Here is a 17,548-nt window from a genome sequence, read left to right as displayed (position 1 = left end):
GATCTATGTTGGGGATTTCCATGTTGGGTGTGTTTGCGGGCATGGGCCTGGTGGCCATCCTGCTGACGGTCGTGGTCGGCGTGCTGGTTTCGGCGCTGCTGCTCAGCCTGGCGTACCGGATGGTGGTGGGGCACATGCCGTCCTTTGCGCGTGCGCTCGCCACAGTGGTGGTGTCGTGGCTGGCTTCGGGGGTGGTAGGGCTGATCCTGCACGGCGGCATGGGCCACCTGCTGTCGTTTGTCGCACAGTTCCTGGTGGGTGCATTGATCATCAACCTGCTGCTGCCAGGCCAGGACGGCAGCCAGGTCGGCTACGGCAAGTCCTGCCTGGTGCAGCTGGTCTACATGGTGATCTTCTTCGTGTTGGCGCTCGTGCTGGCGCTGCTGTTCGGCGGCATGATGCTGGGGCTGATGCACCATTGAGCCGGTCGTCTTGCGGAAGGAGGGCGGGCAACCGCCCTTCTTTCCGTGCGTGATCGATGGCGCGACGGGTGGATTCACGCAAAATCCTGCTGCTTCGGTTCGTGCCGGGCGGGGCGTAGAATTTTCGCCTTTGAGTCGCGGCGGCCCCTTTCATGACATCCCCGGCTGACAATTCGCTCGGTCACACCGACGTGCGCACCGTGGGCAGCACCGATGCGCTGCCATTGTCTCCTTCGCTCGGTGCGACGCTGGACGCGGCGAAGATGCCGCGCCGCTCCACCCTGGTCGATCGCCGCGTGCTGCGCATCACGGCAGTGTCGGTGGTGCTGGGCATGGGCGCGGCGCTGATCGCGAAGATCCTGACCATGCTGATCGGCCTGATCACCAATCTGGCGTTCTACGGCCGCGTCTCCGTCGCGTTCTCCTCGCCGGCCGATGCGGTGCCGCACCTGGGCTGGTGGGTGGTGCTGATCCCGGTGCTGGGCGGCGTGATCGTGGGCTTCATGGCGCGCTGGGGCTCGCGCGCGATCCGCGGCCACGGCATCCCCGAGGCGATGGAGCAGGTGCTGCTCAACGAGTCGAAGATCCCGCCGCGCATCACCTTCCTGAAGCCGGTTTCCTCGGCGATCGCGATTGGCACCGGCGGCCCGTTCGGCGCAGAGGGCCCGATCATCGCCACCGGTGGCGCGCTGGGCTCCTTCATCGGCCAGATCCTCAAGGTCACCGGCAGCGAGCGCAAGGTGCTGCTGGCGGCGGGCGCGGCGGCGGGCATGTCGGCAATCTTCTCGGCGCCGATCGCCGCGGTGGTGCTGGCGGTGGAATTGCTGCTGTTCGAACTTCGCCCGCGTTCGCTGATCCCGGTGGCGCTGGCCTGCGTCGCCGCCACCGGCGTGCGCTACGTGCTGATGGGCACCGAACCGGTGTTCGCGATGCCCGCCTTGGCGTCGCCCGGCGGCATGGCGCTGGCCACCTACGTGCTGATCGGCGCGGTGGTCGGCCTGATCAGCGTGTGGACCACGCGCATTGTCTACGGCATTGAGGATCTGTTCGAGAAGCTGCCGATCCACTGGATGTGGTGGCCGGCAATCGGCGGCGTGGCGGTAGGCGTGGTCGGTTATTTCGCGCCGCTGACCCTGGGCGTGGGCTACACCAACATCGAGGACATCGTGAACGGCCGGCTGACGCTGACGGCGCTGGCCTTCCTGTGCGCGATGAAGTTCCTGTCGTGGTCGATCTCGCTGGGCAGCGGCACCTCGGGCGGCACGCTGGCGCCGCTGTTCACCATCGGCGGTGCGCTGGGCGCGATGATGGGCATCGGCGTGACGATGCTGGCGCCACACTTCGGCGTCGACCCGCGCATCGCCGCGCTGGTGGGCATGGCGGCGATCTTCGCCGGTGCGTCGCGCGCGCTGCTCACCGCGGTGGTGTTCGCCTTCGAAACCACCGCCCAGCCGGCCGGCCTGCTGCCGTTGCTCGGCGGCTGTACCGCGGCCTACCTGATCTCCGCGCTGATGATGCGCAACACCATCATGACCGAGAAGATCGCCCGTCGCGGCGTGCGCGTGCCGGCCGAGTACGCGGCCGATTACCTCGATCAGGTGGTGGTGGGCGATGCCTGCGCGCGCGACGTGGTGACGCTGAGAACCACGCAGACCTTGGCCGAGGTGCGCCGCTGGCTCAACGAGAGCACGCCGGAGTCGCTGCACCAGGGCTTCCCGGTGCTGGACGAGCGCGGTCACGTGCGCGGCGTGCTGACCCGCCGCAGCCTGCTCGATCCGCAGTGGCACTACACGCTGACTCTGGGCGAGCTGGTGACGCGGCCGCCGATCGCGGTGAGCGAAGAGCATTCGTTGCGCGAGGCGGCCGACCACATGGTGGCGGAGAGCGTGGGCCGCCTGGTCGTGGTGGGCAAGAACGACCCGCACACGCTGGTCGGCATCCTCACCCGCGGCGACATCCTCGCTGCGCACGGGCGGCGCCTGCGCGAGGCGCGCCATTCCTCGCGCTACCTGCGCTTCCGCGACGGCCTCAAGCCGCGCCCGGAAGACGCATCAGCCGGCGTCCGCAAAGGCTCAGGCCACGTCGCCGAGTGATCCGAGCGGCATAACGAAAAACGGCCCCATGCGGGCCGTTTTTCATGGGCGGTGCCTGGTGCCGACCAGGGCCGCGAGGCCGCGTTCAATGCGCCAGACTGGCCGTGGCGGTCTGCGCGGGATGGCACTGCAGGTTGCGCGACGCGCCTAGCCATTGCGGGTTCGGGTAGTAGGAGAACACGTACTGGCCGTCTTTCAGCGCGTCGATCAGCGGATGCGCCACCGCCGTGCGCACGGCCGGGCAGCCCCAGCTGCGGCCGATGCGGCCGGCCTTGTGCGCCAGCGCCGGATCGACGTACGCGGCGCCGTGGATCACCAGCGCGCGTTGCAGTGCGTTGCTGTTGAAGCCGGGGTCCAGCCCCTCCAGTCGCAGCGAGTAGCCGTTGTGGCCATCGTAGGTGCCCAGCGTGCGGAACAGCCCCAGGCTGGATTCCAGGCTGTCGGGCCGGTTGGAGAACTGCGTGGCGAGGTCGCCGCCGGAATTGCGGCCGTGCGCGACCAGTTCGTGGAACAGCAGCTTGCGATGGGCCAGATCGAACACCCACAGCCGCGGTTCGGTGGAGGGCAGCGAGTAGTCGATCACGGCGAGCCGGTCCGATGGCGGCAGGCCGCGCGCGGCGGCGCAATCGGTGGCCTGCAGTGCCAGCGCGATCACCGCCGGATTCGCCGCCGGCGCCAGCTTGTGCAGCGCGGCAGCCAGCGGGGATTCGGCGGCGTGGACGGGGAGCAGGCCCGCACTCGAGGCGAGTGCCGCCAGCATGGCGACACGGCGAACGATGGAGTTCATCAAGCAGGAAGCACGGCAGGGCAAAGCGTTGATGCTAATCGCAAGGCGTTAAGAGTCCGTTCGCGCTTTCTATATGCTGTGGGCGTTGGCACGCCTGCCTGAGCGCAGGCGGCGCCACCTGGAGAAGACGGCCCGTATGGGGCGGATGCCTTCTTCTTCACAAAACGCTTCACGTGGCGCCGTGCACGATGGCGCGGTGGAAGCAGGGGTATTCCAACAGGAGCGACCAGGGAGGAAAGCTGATGGGTAGTCGTCAGATGAGGATGTCGGGGGGACGTACTGTTTCAGTGGATCGGCGGGTGTTGGTTGTAGCGTGTGCCGCCGCATGGCTTTGCGCCGCACCGGGCGGCGTGGTCCTGGCCCAGGAGGCCACGGGCCAGAGCGAGGCGAAACCGGCCACGGGCGAGCAGGCGACGCCGGGGCAGCAGCAGAAACCGGCGCCGGCCAACGGCAAGAAGCCCAAGGTGGCCGCCAGCCAGCTCAGTGCCGTGGTGGTGAACGGCATCAGCAGCAGCATCCAGAATGCGTTGAACACGAAGATGAACTCCGACGACATCGTCGAGGCCATCTCCGCCGAGGACATCGGCAAGCTGCCGGACGTAAGCATCGCCGACAGCCTGGCGCGCCTGCCGGGCCTGGCCACCCAGCGCGTGGACGGCCAGGCCAGCGCCATCTCGATCCGCGGCCTGTCGCCGGATTTCGCCGGCACCACGCTGAACGGCCGCGAGCAGGCGACGATCGGCGAGAACCGCGGCGTGGAGTACGACCAGTACCCGTCCGAGCTGATCAACGGCGCCACGGTGTACAAGACGCCGGACGCCAGCGTGATCGGCCAGGGCCTGGCCGGCACGGTGGACTTGCAGACCATCAATCCGCTGGATCTGTCCAAGCGCACCATGGTGTTCAACCTGCGCGGCGACCACAACACCAACGGCAACCTCAATCCCGGCACCGGCACCAGCGAGAACGGCCATCGCGCCAGCTTCTCCTACATCGACCAGTTCCTCGACCACACGCTGGGCGTCGCCATCGGCTTCGCGCAACTCGACCAGCCGACCCAGCTGAAGCACTACAAGGCCTGGTGGTGGGGCGCCGACAACGGCAGTGCGGGCATGGACCAGAACTGGGGCGCCCCGACCGTGCCCGGCATGCCGGACAACGTGAACGCGCTGCAAGGCATGGAGCTGTTCGCGCAGTCGCAGAAACAGAAGCGCGACGGTCTGATGGCCGTGCTGGAGTGGGCGCCCAACGAGACGTACTACTCCAAGCTGGACATGTACTACTCCACCTTCAACAAGCGCGCGTTCAAGAACGGCGTGTCGTGGAACAGCAACGTCTACGGCCCGCCGTACGACGGCATTTCCTATTCGAACGTGGGCATCTCGCCCGGCTCGCCGCTGCCCGTGGCGACCTCGGGCACCATGAGCGGCATCGCACCCATCCTGCAGAACGACTACAACAAGGAACACGACAAGCTGTATTCGATCGGCTGGAACAACAAGCTCTACCTCGGCGACTGGACGACCTCGCTGGACCTGTCCTCGTCCTCGGCGCGGGTGAAGCTGCACGACGCCTATCTGTTCAGCGGGCTCGCCAACGGCGGAACGACCAGCGTGAACTTCTACACGCCGGGCGGCCCCGGTTATCCGGATTTCTCGCCGGCCGCGAACCTGGCCGATCCGTCCACCGTGGTCTTCACCGATCCGGCGGGCTGGGGCTACAACGGTCGCGAGGAGTTCGACAGCCAGACAGATCGCATCAACGCGCTGCGCCTGCAGGTGAGCCGCTCGCTGAACTGGTGGATCTTCAGCGGGATGGATCTGGGCTTCGATTATTCCGACCGCACCAAGACCAAGCACGCCGACGTGAACTTCGCGTGGCTCAATGGCAACGGCGACACCAGCGCTACCTACCAGAGCACGTTCAGCGCGCCGGTCAGCCCGGCTTTCCTCTATGGGCCGACCTCGCTGGGCTACGGCGGCATCCCGGCCGCGCTCAACTACAACGTGCTGGGGGCGCTGTACAACCAGTTCTATCTCACGCCGGAGAACGGCCAGGGCGACTGGAGCCGCAACTACACGGTGGAGGAGAAGGTTCCGCTGGCCTACGCCAAGTTCAACATCGAGACGGAGCTGGCAGGCCTTCCGCTGCGCGGCAACGTCGGCGTGCAGTTCGTGCATACCGACCAGTCGTCCACGGCGCTGCAGACCAACGGCAACACGCTGGTGGGCCAGCTCCATGGCGGAACCACGTACAACAACGTGCTGCCCAGCCTGAACCTGGTCGCCACGCTGGGCGATCGCCAGTACCTGCGCTTCGGCCTGGCCAAGACCATGACGCGCGGCCGTATCGACGACGAGAAGGTTTCCTCCTCCGCCAGCGTAGCCAGGGTCACCGCAGGCCCGCAGGCGGGGCAGGTGGTCTGGTCGGGCAGCGGCGGCAATCCGCTGCTTAAGCCCTACGTGGCGGTGGGCACCGACATCTCGTGGGAGAAATATTTCGGCAAGGCCAGCTACGTGTCCGTGGCGGTCTTCAAGAAGAACCTCCTCAACTACATCTACAACAAGACCATCCTCGACTACAGCTTCAAGAGCTACATCAACAACACGCCGACGCTGACGCCGACCAGCGACACCGGCTCTTTCACCCTGCCGCAGAATGGCACCGGCGGTTCGATGAACGGCCTGGAGCTGGCCGGTTCGCTGGAGGGCGGCCTGCTAGCGCACGCGCTGGAAGGTTTCGGCGTGCAGGCCAACTACTCGTTGACCAACAGCACCATCCCGACCAGTTCCATTTCGGAGATTCCGGGCGGACCCAAGACGCTGCCCGGCCTGTCGCACAAGGTGGGCAACATCACGCTGTACTACGAGCGTAACGGGTTCTCGGCGCGCATCGCACAGCGTTACCGCTCCTCGTTCACCGGCGAGGCGGTGGCGTTGTTCGACCAGCTCGGCTACACGAAGATCCAGGCGAACCGGCAGACCGACCTGCAACTGGAATACGACTTCAGCCAAGGTTCGCTCAACGGCCTGTCGATCCTGCTGCAGGTGAACAACCTGTCCAACTCGCCGGACGTGCAGGTGCAGTACGCCACGCTCGCCAACAATGTGCCGATGACCATGCCGCTGTGGTACGACACCTGGGGGCGCACCGTGCTGCTCGGTTTCAACTACAAGCTGTAGCTTCGGAGAACCTGCGCCGGGCGGTGCCTTGCCGCCGCCCGGCGCAGCGCCACGGTAGGCGCGTGTTCCAGACGTTGAGATGAGGTTGGTCATGATTTCGAATGCGGTAGGCATGGTGATTGCGATGCCATCGACGGGGTTCCGCAGCACGGGCGCCGTGCATGGATGAAGGCAAGGGCACTCCCGGCTGGGCCGCCGTCGCGTCGATGGCCGTGCTCACCGTGTGCGCGCTGGCGGTGTCGCGCCTGCCGTTGCGCCTGCCGCCCGCGCCAACCCTGCTGCTGCCGGTGGCGCTGCCGGCGGGGCCGGCGGTCGAGTCGTGGCTGAGCACGCAGGATCGCCGGCTGCGCCTGGTCCAACAGCCGGATGTTGCGATTGCCGCGCCTGCGTCGTCATCGACGACGGCAGCGGCAACGGCCGACATCGTCATCGACACCAGCAGGACCTTCCAGAGCATCGTCGGTTTCGGCGCGGCGTTGACCGATTCGTCGGCCTGGCTGATGCAGAACCGCATGAGCGTGCTGCAGCGCTTCGCGCTGCTGCGGGAAATGTTCGGGCCACCGCCGGGCCTCAACCTGGAGATGCTGCGGCTGACCATCGGCGCCTCGGATTTCTCGCTGAAGCCCTACACGCTGGACGATCTTCCCGCCGGCCAGCTCGATCCCGGGCTGGCGCACTTCAACATCGCCGCCGACATGCGGGAGGTGATACCCATCGTGCGCGGTGCGATGGCGGTCAACCCGCAATTGCATGTCATCGCCACACCTTGGAGCGCGCCGGCATGGATGAAGAGCGGCGACAGCCTGATCGGTGGCACGCTGCTGGAGCAGTACGAAGCGACTTACGCGCAATACATCGTCAAATACGTCGACGCGTTTCGCGCCCAGGACATCCCGGTCTGGGCGCTGACCGTGCAGAACGAACCTTCTTTCGAACCGCAGACCTATCCCGGCATGGTGCTGTCCGCGGCGGTGCGCGCGCGGATCATCGGCCAGTACCTCGGGCCAGCCCTGGCCAACCGCGATCCGCAGACCCGCATCCTCGGCTGGGACCATAACTGGAATGCGCCGGAGCAGCCCCTGAGCGAACTCGCCGACCCCACTGCCGCGCGTTATCTCGATGGCATTGCCTGGCATTGCTACCAGGGCGACCCGGCCGCGCAGAGCCGCGTGCATCGCGCCTTTCCGCGCCAGGACACCTACGTGACCGAATGCTCGGGCGGCGACTGGGAGTCCGCGAAGAACGGCGAACTGCTCTGGTTCGCGCGCGACCTGCTGCTGGGCAGCTTGCGGAACTGGGCGCGCGGCGTGGTCTACTGGAACCTGGCGCTGGATGAACAGCATGGACCGCATATCGGCGGCTGCGACAACTGCAAGGGCATGGTCGTGATCGACTCGCGCACCGGCGAGGTGAGCCGCAACGACGAGTACTACGCGTTCGCCCACTACAGCCAGTTCGTGCTGCCCGGCGCCGTGCGCGTGTGGTCCACTGCCAGCGGTCCGGATTTCAACAACGTGGCGTTCCGCAACGCCGACGACGGATCGGTGGTGCTGGTGGTGGTCAACAGCAAGACGCAGGCGCGCCGTTTCAGCGTGGCGCAGGACAAGGTGTACTTCGAGTACACGATGCCGCCTGAAAGCGTGGCGACGCTCAGGTGGAATCCGAACCTGGCCGCGGGCTCATGGGAACAGCGCACGCGCCGCTTCCTGGAGAAGGCGCTGCACGCCGTTACTCCGGGTGCGGCGCTGGACGTGCCGGGTGGTGCGCGATGAGGCGGATCGCATGTGCCGCGCTCGCGACAGGTTGCCGACGATGCCGGTCCATGCCGCATGCCGGCGAAGTTTTTCCACGATGGAGAATCGCGCGATGAATCCAGGCAGCATCTGGCGGCGACACCTGCCGGCCGTGGCCATGTTTCTTGCCGGCACCGCCGTGCTGGCGCCCGGTGCACAGGCGGCCACGGCGCGGCCCAGGGTGATCGTCATCAGCCTGGACGCCTTCGGCGCCGGGAGCCTCAAGGATCCCGAGCTGCCGGCGCCGACCCTGCATGCGTTGATGCGCCAGGGCGCGCATGCGGTTTCCATGCAGCCGATCAACCCCACCATCACCTGGCCCAACCACACCAGCATGGTCACCGGCGTCGATGCCAGCCGGCACCATGTGCTGGTCAACGGGCTGATCGTCAACCAGCGCCAGGCCACGCCGCCGTACATCGACATGAAGGCGCCGAAATCCACGCTGGTCGCCGTGCCCACCGTCTACGACGCCGCGCATGCGGCGGGGCTCACCACGGCCGAAGTGGATTGGGTCGCCGTCATGAAGGCGCCGACCATCGACTGGCGCTTTCCCGAGAATCCCGATCCCGATGGCGCCATCGAGCAGGAGCTGGTGCGCGATGGCGTGGTCACGCGCGACGAACTCGTCCATTTCGGTGCGCCTTCGCAGGCGTGGCGCGACCTGATCTATACCCGCGCCGCCGTCGACATCATCCGGCGGCATCATCCCGACTTGCTGCTGCTGCACCTGTTGGCGCTGGACAGCATCGAGCACGAAACCGGCTACGGCAACGACGCGGGGCGCAACACCATCGCCTTCCTCGACGACCGGGTGAAGGAGGTCGTCGATGCGGTGCGCGCAACCGGTGAACTGGACCACACCACCTTCGTCATCGTCTCTGACCATGGCCAACAAAGCGTCCATCACCGCTTGAACCCCGACGTGCTGCTGCGGCAGGCGGGGCTGCAGGGCGGCAGCGCCGGCCAGCCGGCGTTCTGCATCCCCGAGGGCGGCTTCGCCCTGGTGTTCCAGAAGCACGCCGACCTGGCGTCGCGGCAGGCGCTGAAGGCCTTGTTCGCCGGCAAGCCCGGCATCCGCGCGGCGCTGACGCCGGACGAAGCCGCGCTGCGTGGCTGGCCCACGCCGGCGGTGAGCAACCAGGCGCCCGACCTGCTGCTCTATGCCGCCGCCGACTACGAATTCAACGACAAGGACACCAGCCACTACGACGCGCCGACGCTGCAGGTCGGCGCCCACGGTTACCCCAACTCGGATCCGCTGATGCAGGCGATCTTCATCGCCGCCGGCCATGGCGTCCGGCCTGCGGGGGAAATTTCCGCGTTTCCCGACATCGACGTCGCCCCGACGCTTGCGCGTCTGCTGCACATCCGCTTCGACGGCGTGCAGGGCAAGCCGCTGACGGACATCCTCGCGCCGGGCGATTGAGCGGTCGCAGCCTGGTGGCATCGGGCGCCTTATCATCGTCCGATCATGCGCGATGCGTTATATACGGAAGCATCGCCAGGGAGTGAAGGATGCCGGCCATGTTGTCCTTGTTGTTGCGTTCGCGCGTATGGCTGATCGCCTTGTGCCTGCTGCCGCTGGCGAGCCGGGCGCAGACGCCGGACCCCGAGGCGGCGAGCATCCGCAGTCAGGTGGAGCAGCTCGCCGCGCCCGCCGGCACGGCGTCCACGCAGGCAGGCGCGTTGACGGATTTCTACCGGCAGCGCCAGTTCACCCCTGCGTGGACGAAGCCGGCCACGCTGGACCAGTTGCTGGCCGCGCTGGCCGACACGGTCTCGGACGGACTCGACCCCGAGGACTACGGCCTGTCGCGGCTCAAGGCGATGCGTGCCGCACTGGACAGCGGCCAGGCCTCGCCGGCGCAGCGTGCGCGCTTCGATCTGTACGCCAGCGACGCCTATCTTGCCGCGCTGGTGCAGTTGTATCGCGGCAAGGTCGCGCCGGCCACGCTGGACCCGCAGTGGAATTTCGAGGCGCGCCCGCTCGATCCGGCGCAAGGCCTGCAAGCCGCCATCGATGCGGTGGACAGCGGCCAGGTGGCCGAGTTGTTCGCGCGCGCCCGGCCGCAGAATCCGCTGTACGGGCGGCTGCGCGATGCGCTGGTGCAGCTGCGCACGGTGGCGCAGCGTGGCGGCTGGCCCGAACTGCCTGATGGCCCGACGCTGAAGTCGGGTATGCAGGATGCGCGCGTGCCGCTGCTGCGCCAGCGGCTCGTCGCGGGCAACTACCTGCCGGCCGACGAGGCCACCGGCGAACACTACGATGCCGCCGTGCATGCGGCGGTGAAGCGCTTCCAGCAGGACCAGTACCTCGCCGTCGACGGCAGCGTGGGCGCCGCCACCCGTGCCGCGCTCAACGTGTCGGTGAACCAGCGCATCGACCAGCTGCGGGTGAACCTGGAGCGTGCGCGCTGGTTGCTGCATCAGGTGCATGGCAACTTCGTGGTGGTCGACATCGCAGGCTACAAGGTCAGCTACTACAAGGACGGCAAGCCTGCGTGGAGTTCGCGCGTGCAGGTGGGCAAGCCCTACCGCAGCACGCCGGTGTTCAAGTCGCGCATCACCTACATGACGCTCAACCCGACCTGGACCGTGCCGCCCACCATCCTGAAAAACGACATCTTGCCGAAAGTGCGCGCCAACCCCGGTTACCTCGCCGCCAACCGCATCCGCGTGCTGGACAGCAAGGGCCAGCCGGTGCCGCCGCAGAGCGTGAACTGGAACAATCCGCGCGGCATCGTGCTGCGCCAGGACGCCGGTCCGGGCAATGCGCTGGGGCGGCTGGTGATCCGTTTTCCCAATCCCTACGCGGTGTACCTGCACGACACGCCGCACCAGGCGTTGTTCGACGCGAACCGGCGTGACTTCAGCTCCGGCTGCATCCGCGTGGAGCACCCGCGTGAGCTGGCGGTACTGCTGCTGGACGATCCGGCGAAGTGGGACAAGGCGGCGCTCGACCGCGCGATCGACACCGACAAGACGCAGACGGTGAACGTGGCCCGGCCGGTGCCGCTGCTGCTGGCTTACTGGACGGTGGACTTGCACGACGATGGCCGGCCCAGCTTCCGGCCGGACATCTACGAGCGCGACGGCAAGTTGCTGGCCGCGCTGGACCGACGCCGCGGCTCGCCGCTGGATGCCTTGCCGGGCGCGGCTCCGTGAGCCGTGCCCGGCGGTAGCTCAGATTTCCTTGTCGCCGACCAGCACCACGTCGGCCGGACGCTGCGCGAACAGGCCCACGGTGACCACGCCGGCGAGCTGATTGAGCTGCTGTTCCAGCGCCACCGGGTCGGCGATCCGCCAGTCGTGCACGTCGATGATCCAGTTGCCGTTGTCGGTGGTGACGCCGTCGCGCCACACCGGCTGGCCGCCCAGCTTCACGATCTCGCGCGAGACCAGGCTGCGCGCCATCGGGATCACCTCGATCGGCAGCGGGAACTTGCCCAGCACATCCACGCGCTTGCTGGAATCGATGATGCAGACGAACTTCTGCGCCGCCGCCGCCACGATCTTCTCGCGGGTGAGCGCGGCGCCGCCGCCCTTGATCAGGCGCCGGAACGGGTCGCACTCGTCGGCGCCGTCGATGTAGATCGACAGCGGCCCGGTGGCGTTCAGGTCCAGCACGTCGATGCCATGCTTCTTCAGCTGCGCGGTGGACTGCTCGGAACTGGACACCGCACCCTTGATGCGGTCCTTCATGCTGGCCAGCGCGTCGATGAAAAACGCCACCGTGCTGCCGGTGCCCACGCCCACGATGGCGCCGTCCTCGACATAACGCAGCGCGGCTTCGCCGGCGAGTTTCTTTTCGTTGGGTTGGCTCATGGCGGCACCGGAGGCTGGAAAGGGCGCCATGATCCCCGATTTGCGCATCCGTCGCACGCACCGCGTGTTACGGTGAAGCCCTGTCCGGAGCCCGGGAACGACGCATCGTGTGGTTGAGGACGACACGGCAACGCTGGCGCGCCAGCCTGCAGCGCGTGCAGCGGCTGTTGCGCACACCGTACTGGTTCCCGCAGGTTCCACTGGCGCTGTTGCTGGGGCTGGGCGCACTGGCGCTGCTGCGGCTGGACCTGGGCGCGGACTGGCAGCATTACCTCGGGCGCCTCGCCGCCGGCCAGTTCGCGCTGAAACCCGGCGTGCTGCCGCCGCTGCTGATCGGGCTGGGCCTGCTGACCATGGCGATCGGCCTGCTGCTGCGCTCGCGGCTGGCCTGGACCATGGCGCTGCTGCTCGCCACCACCGCGCTGGCGAACCTGCTGCTGGGCGCGCACCACGCGCACGTGCTGTTCGCTTACTTCCTGCTGCTGCTGGCGGCGCTGCTGGCGGCGTGGCGGCAGTTCGACCGCTCCAGCGTGGCGGCCAGCACGCTGTTCGCGCTGACTTCGGTGGCGATGCTGCTGATCTACGCCACCTTCGGCAGTTACTACCTGGGTGCGGAATTCCGGCCGGCGATCACCGACCTCACTACGGCGCTGTACTACGCGATGGTCACCATGAGCACGGTGGGCTACGGCGACATCGTGCCGGTGACCCCGGAGGCCAAGCTGTTTGCGGTGTCGGTGATCGTGCTCGGCGTGGCGGTGTTCGCCACCTCGCTGACCGCGGTGATCGCACCGATGGTGAGCCGCAGCCTGCAACGCATCGTCAACCGCAAGGGTTCGGACATGAAACGGGAAGACCACTTCGTCGTGATCGGCAACTCCTCGCTGGCGATCAACACCTGGCGCGAGCTGGCGCGGCGCGGTCAGCCGGTCACGCGCCTGCTGCGCGAGACGCCGGCGGAAGGCGAACTGGCCGGCGTGGACGTGGTGGTGGGCGATCCCAGCAACCTCGACGTGCTGCGCCAGGCCGGCGCGCACAAGGCCGAGGCCGTGCTGGCGATGATGGCGGACGACTCGGAAAACGCCTTCGTGGTGCTGGCGGTCAAGGAGCTGGCCGGCAGCGCGCGCACGGTGGCCGCGGTGAACGATGCCAGCCATCTCGGCCGGGTCAGGCTGGTGCAGCCGGACGTGGTGATCGCGCCGCAGGTGCTGGGTGGCGAGCTGATGGCGATGCTGCTGTCGGGGGAGGAAGTTACCGGGGACTTCGTGCTGCAGCGAGTGTTCCAGCAGGTGCCGGGCAAAGGGTGAGCGTACATACGACCTCCCCTCGCCCGCTTGCGGGGGAGGGGTTGGGGGAGAGGGCGCTTTTGATTGCAGATGACGCTCTAGATGCAGGCGCGGCGCGCGCCATCACTCCAGTGCGAGGATGTGCTCCCAGTGCCCTGCCTCCACCGGCTGCACCGACAGCCGGCTGCCCTTGCGCACCAGCACCATGCCGTCCAGCGCCGCATCCGCCTGCAATTCCTTCAGCGTGATGGTGCGCTTGAGCTTCTTCACGAACTTCACGTCCACCAGCAGCCAGCGCGGATTGTCGCGCGAGCTGCCGGGGTCGAAGTACTTGCTCTTGGGGTCGAACTGGCTGGGGTCGGGGTAGGCGTCGGTGGCCACCGTGGCGATGCCGACGATGCCGGGCTCGGCGCAGTTGGAGTGGTAGAAGAACACCTTGTCGCCCACGCGCATGCCATCGCGCATGTAGTTGCGCGCCTGGTAGTTGCGCACGCCGTCCCAGGCTTCCTGCTTCTTGCGTTTGAGGTCGTCGATGGAGAACGCGTCGGGTTCGGACTTCATCAGCCAGTAGTGGTGTTCGCGCGGGCTCATGCGTGGGCGGCTCCGTCCTGTCCGGTGTTGCTGCAAGCTATCAGTTCGCGGTCGGTGGCGACGTAGTCCAGCGGCACGTCCCAGGGCTCCGCTTCGAGGCTTTCGACTTCCTGGAACGCGTAGGCGACGCCGACCAGCAGCGGTTCGGTGGGGCGGGCCTGATCCTTGAGGAAGGCAAAGCTGCGGTCGTAGTACCCGCCGCCGTGGCCGAGACGATGGCCGCGGCGGTCGAAGGCCAGCAGCGGCACCAGCACCAGGTCGAGCTGGAACGGCGCGAACCATTCGCGCGGAGCGACCGGCTCGGGGATGCCGTAGCGGTTCGGCGCCACTGCGTCGCCTTCGCGCCACGGCGCGAAGTGCAGTTGCTTCTCCTTGGCCAGGATCGGCAGCATGAAATGCTGGCCGCGCGCGAGCAGGGGCGGGATCACCAGGTTCAGAGGCAACTCGCCGCCGGTGGCCCAGTAGCCGGCCACGCGCACGTCGGTGAGGTATTCGGGCAGTCGCTCCAGCGAACGGCGCAGCCCCTGGGCGGCGGCCATGCGGGCCGGCGGCGGCAGCGCGCGGCGGCGCTCGGCCAGCTGCTGGCGCAGTTCGCGGCGGTGGGCGGCAGCGTCCACGGGTCGCGCATCTCCATCGAAAGGCGCCCCGTCCGTCAGGGACGGACGGGGCGGGAATGAGGTGGCGTCAACCGCGATGCCGCTGCCCACCAAACGACCTTGATCCACGATGGATCAGGTGGGAGGGCGACATGGCCTCAAGGCTTTCCGCACGCGGCGGACATGCACAACGACCGATGAAAAGCCGACCCGGGGCCGTATTTAGGAACAAGGCAAATGTAAGAGTGTGCCGGCGCACACCGCAGAAAACGCCGAGGACGATTCTAGGCTTTTGGCAGCAAATCCGCTACCGCGCCATGATGCTGAGGGTCGGCGTTTTCCAGCGCGAACTCCAGCCGTTGCCGCAGCGTGGCGAGGCGGTGGGCGGTCTGCTGGTCGTGGCCGCCCTGCTGCTTGCGCAGCACCAGCAGCTCGTGGGTCATGCTCACTGCGGCCAGCACAGCCAGCCGTTCGAAGCTGGGCGCGCGGGCGTTGGCCCGCAGCTCGCGCATCTTGCGGTCGAGCAGGGCGGCCGCCTCGACCAGGCCGTCGCGCTCTTCCGGCGCACAGGCGATCAGGAATTCGCGGTCGATCAGCCGCAGTGCGACCGGATCGTTGTTGCCGGGAGTGCTCATCGATTCAGCCATTGCCTTCTAGCGACTTCAGTCGCTGGATCATCGCCTCGACCCGGCTGCGCGCCTGCTCGTTGCGCGCGAGCAGGTTGGCGCGTTCGCCCGACAGCTGTTCCTGGCTGTGCCGCAGGCTGCGGTTTTCCTCGCTGAGCCGACGCACGGTATCGAGCAGGCGGTCGACCTGGCGGCCCAGCGCCTCCAGCTCCAGCTGGACGGTGTCGGGCGGAAGGGAGTCGGAGGGGTTCATGCGCGGAACTATAGCAGTACGGGGCGCCGGGACAGGGGGCGTTTCACCGCATCCGGCCGCTGCCGAAGAGGCGTCGCGGCATGCCTGGCGTAGAATGGCGAGCCATCCCCGAGGAACGCTCCCATGCCGGCTACCGAACCGCTCAGTCACGACCAGCTGGATGCGCTGATCGTGCGCCTGCGCCTCGGCGTCGACGCCAGCGAACTGCACGGTTCGCTGTGCGGCTACCTGGCCGGCGGCGCCGCGCCGCACGGCGGCAACCTGCTGGCCGCGCTGCAGCTGGACGGTGCGGAGAGCGTCACGCCCGCGCCGGCCGATCAGGCCGCGCTGGACGGGCTGCTGAAGCAGTGCCGCGACGCGCTGGCCGACCCCGAACTGAGCTTCGAGCCGCTGCTGCCGGACGCCGACCGCCCGCTGGCCGAACGGGCGGAGGCGTTGGTGGACTGGTGCCGCGGTTTCCTCGGCGGTTTCGGCCTCGCCGGTACCGACGCGCACGCGCAGTTGTCGAACGACGCGCAGGAAGTGCTGCGTGACTTGGGCACCATCGCCGCCTCGTCGTTCGACTTCGGCGACGCCGCCGAGGACGAGGACGCGCTGATCGAGGTGCAGGAATTCCTGCGCGTGGGCGCGCTGCTGCTGTACACCGAATCCGCCGGCCGCCACGGCCAGCCCGGCAGCGACCGTCTGCATTGAACGCGCCGGCCGATCGCAACGCCGTGCCGGCGATCGCCGGCGAGGAATTCGCCCGTCGCCGCCGCCAGCTGATGCAGATGGCCGGCGAGGACGCGGTGCTGCTGGTCGCCGCAGCGCCCGAGCGCCTGCGCAACGCCGACGCCACCTGGCCGTACCGGCAGGACTCGGATTTCCATTACCTCGCTGGCTTCCCGGAGCCCGACGCCGTGCTGGCCTTGCTGCCCGGCCGCCTGCACGGTGAGGTGGTGCTGTTCTGCCGCGAGCGCGACGCCGAGCAGGCGCGCTGGCACGGACGCTCGATCGGCACCGAGCGCGCGGTGGCCGACTACGGCATGGACGACGCGTTCCCGATCGACGACATCGACGACATCTTGCCCGGCATGATCGAGGGCAGGGCGCGCGTGTACTGCCACTTCGGCCGCGAGCCTGCATTCGACGCGCAGCTGCTGGGCTGGATGCGTCGCCTGCGCCAGTTGCGCGGCGGCGGCGTGGTGCCCAAGGAGTTCGTGGCGCTGGGCCACCTGCTGCACGACCTGCGCCTGTACAAGACGCGTGGCGAGCTGAAGCTGATGCGTGCCGCCGCCGGCATCGCCGGCGAGGCCCACCTCGCCGCGTGGCGCGGCGCCTTGCCGGGCCGGCAGGAATACGAGGTGGAAGCCGAGCTGCTGCATGCCTTGCGCAGCCGCGGCGCGGTGCCTGCGTTTACGCCCATTGTCGCCGCTGGCACCAACGCCTGCGTGATGCACTACCAGCACAATCGCGCCCGGCTCGACGCCGGCGACCTGCTGCTGATCGACGCCGGCGCCGAGCTGGACTGCTACGCCAGCGACATCAGTCGCACCATCCCGATCAACGGCCGCTACAGCCGCGAGCAGCGCGCGTTGTACGAGGTGGTGTTGGCCGCCCAGCTCGCCGCGATCGACGAGGTGCGGCCGGGCCGGCCGTTCGATGCCGCGCACCACGCCGCGGTGCGGGTGATCGCCGAAGGCCTGTGCGCGTTGGGACTGATCGGCGGCGACGCGGACACCGCTATCGCCGAAGGCAGCTACAAGCGCTACTTCCCCAGCAAGACCGGCCACTGGCTGGGTCTGGATGTGCACGACGTGGGCGACTACCGCATCGACGGCGTCTCGCGCGTGCTGGAGCCGGGCATGGTGGTGACGGTGGAGCCCGGCATCTACGTGCCGCCCGACGAATCCGGCGTGGATGAACGCTGGCGCGGCATCGGCATCCGCATCGAGGACGATGTGGCGGTGACCCGCGACGGCAACGAGGTGCTCAGCGCCGCCGTGCCGAAGGAGCCGGTGGAGATCGAGGCGCTGCTGGCCGGGCGTTGACATGTTGCCGGCTCCGCATCGGCCGGCACAGCGGCGAAGAAAGCCCGGGGCGCGATCGCCA

The 17,548-nt window shown here is 68.0% G+C and carries 15 protein-coding genes and 1 other RNA gene; 9 read left to right on the top strand and 7 right to left on the bottom strand.

Translation table 11 applies throughout. From position 1 onward, the window contains the following. Positions 1–5: 5 nt before the first annotated feature. Together ISP14_RS06815 and ISP14_RS06810 are read left to right on the top strand one after the other, a co-directional pair. Positions 6–422 carry a hypothetical protein gene (locus ISP14_RS06815; RefSeq protein WP_404537462.1) on the top strand — a complete coding sequence of 139 codons (417 nt, stop codon included), beginning with the start codon at positions 6–8 and terminating at the stop codon, positions 420–422. A 152-nt stretch (positions 423–574) separates the two neighbouring features. Further along, positions 575–2,515 (top strand): chloride channel protein, encoded by a 1,941-nt coding sequence (locus tag ISP14_RS06810; protein ID WP_404537461.1) that lies wholly within the window; start codon positions 575–577, stop codon positions 2,513–2,515. Between the two features lie 85 nt (positions 2,516–2,600). On the opposite strand, the gene ISP14_RS06805 is transcribed toward ISP14_RS06810, so the two are convergent. Continuing rightward, the gene (locus ISP14_RS06805) at positions 2,601–3,302 is read right to left on the bottom strand and encodes a murein L,D-transpeptidase catalytic domain family protein (protein WP_404537460.1); all 702 of its coding nucleotides are present in this window, start codon (positions 3,300–3,302) and stop codon (positions 2,601–2,603) included. 242 nt (positions 3,303–3,544) lie between these two features. Between ISP14_RS06805 and ISP14_RS06800 the strand changes: the two genes are divergently transcribed. From ISP14_RS06800 to ISP14_RS06785, 4 genes are all read left to right on the top strand, one after another. Continuing rightward, positions 3,545–6,484, top strand: a complete 2,940-nt coding sequence (locus ISP14_RS06800; protein WP_404537458.1) for a TonB-dependent receptor — start codon at positions 3,545–3,547, stop codon at positions 6,482–6,484. Positions 6,485–6,645: 161 nt separating this feature from the next. Next, entirely contained in the window at positions 6,646–8,256 is a 1,611-nt protein-coding gene (locus ISP14_RS06795) for a glycoside hydrolase family 30 protein (protein ID WP_404537456.1), read from the top strand. A 94-nt stretch (positions 8,257–8,350) separates the two neighbouring features. Continuing rightward, positions 8,351–9,706, top strand: coding sequence for an alkaline phosphatase family protein (locus tag ISP14_RS06790; protein WP_404537454.1), 1,356 nt, complete (start codon positions 8,351–8,353; stop codon positions 9,704–9,706). A 98-nt stretch (positions 9,707–9,804) separates the two neighbouring features. Then, positions 9,805–11,445 (top strand): L,D-transpeptidase family protein, encoded by a 1,641-nt coding sequence (locus tag ISP14_RS06785; protein WP_404537452.1) that lies wholly within the window; start codon positions 9,805–9,807, stop codon positions 11,443–11,445. An 18-nt stretch (positions 11,446–11,463) separates the two neighbouring features. Here the strand turns inward: ISP14_RS06785 and rpiA are convergent, their stop codons facing one another. Further along, positions 11,464–12,105 (bottom strand): ribose-5-phosphate isomerase RpiA, encoded by a 642-nt coding sequence (gene rpiA / locus ISP14_RS06780; protein ID WP_404537450.1) that lies wholly within the window; start codon positions 12,103–12,105, stop codon positions 11,464–11,466. 107 nt (positions 12,106–12,212) lie between these two features. On the opposite strand from rpiA, the gene kch reads away from it, so the two are divergent. Beyond that, entirely contained in the window at positions 12,213–13,412 is a 1,200-nt protein-coding gene (gene kch / locus ISP14_RS06775; protein ID WP_404537448.1) for a voltage-gated potassium channel protein, read from the top strand. A 102-nt stretch (positions 13,413–13,514) separates the two neighbouring features. On the opposite strand, the gene ISP14_RS06770 is transcribed toward kch, so the two are convergent. The 5 genes from ISP14_RS06770 to ISP14_RS06750 form a co-directional block, all read right to left on the bottom strand. Further along, positions 13,515–13,982: an EVE domain-containing protein gene (locus ISP14_RS06770; protein WP_404537446.1), complete on the bottom strand. Its 468-nt coding sequence runs from the start codon at positions 13,980–13,982 to the stop codon at positions 13,515–13,517. Further along, the gene (locus ISP14_RS06765; protein ID WP_404537444.1) at positions 13,979–14,599 is read right to left on the bottom strand and encodes a 5-formyltetrahydrofolate cyclo-ligase; all 621 of its coding nucleotides are present in this window, start codon (positions 14,597–14,599) and stop codon (positions 13,979–13,981) included. The genes ISP14_RS06770 and ISP14_RS06765 overlap by 4 nt, the downstream gene beginning before the upstream one ends. A gap of 64 nt (positions 14,600–14,663) precedes the next feature. Continuing rightward, a non-coding RNA gene (gene ssrS, locus ISP14_RS06760) (6S RNA) lies at positions 14,664–14,850 on the bottom strand. Positions 14,851–14,862: 12 nt separating this feature from the next. Then, on the bottom strand, positions 14,863–15,213 hold the full coding sequence (locus tag ISP14_RS06755; protein WP_404537442.1) for a cell division protein ZapA: 351 nt from the start codon (positions 15,211–15,213) through the stop codon (positions 14,863–14,865). Positions 15,214–15,217: 4 nt separating this feature from the next. Continuing rightward, entirely contained in the window at positions 15,218–15,457 is a 240-nt protein-coding gene (locus ISP14_RS06750) for a TIGR02449 family protein (protein ID WP_404537440.1), read from the bottom strand. Positions 15,458–15,580: 123 nt separating this feature from the next. Between ISP14_RS06750 and ISP14_RS06745 the strand changes: the two genes are divergently transcribed. Then, entirely contained in the window at positions 15,581–16,150 is a 570-nt protein-coding gene (locus ISP14_RS06745) for a UPF0149 family protein (RefSeq protein WP_404537438.1), read from the top strand. Next, a complete protein-coding gene (locus tag ISP14_RS06740; RefSeq protein WP_404537436.1) occupies positions 16,147–17,487 on the top strand; it encodes an aminopeptidase P N-terminal domain-containing protein in 1,341 nt (446 codons plus the stop codon). Before ISP14_RS06745 ends, ISP14_RS06740 begins: the two co-directional genes overlap by 4 nt. Positions 17,488–17,548 lie beyond the last annotated feature (61 nt).

The sequence above is a fragment of the Dyella agri genome (assembly GCF_044904705.1).
GTDB lineage: Bacteria > Pseudomonadota > Gammaproteobacteria > Xanthomonadales > Rhodanobacteraceae > Rhodanobacter_A > Rhodanobacter_A agri.
The sequence above is the reverse complement of the archived record's forward strand: the minus strand, read 5'-3'. Positions and strand labels throughout refer to the sequence as shown.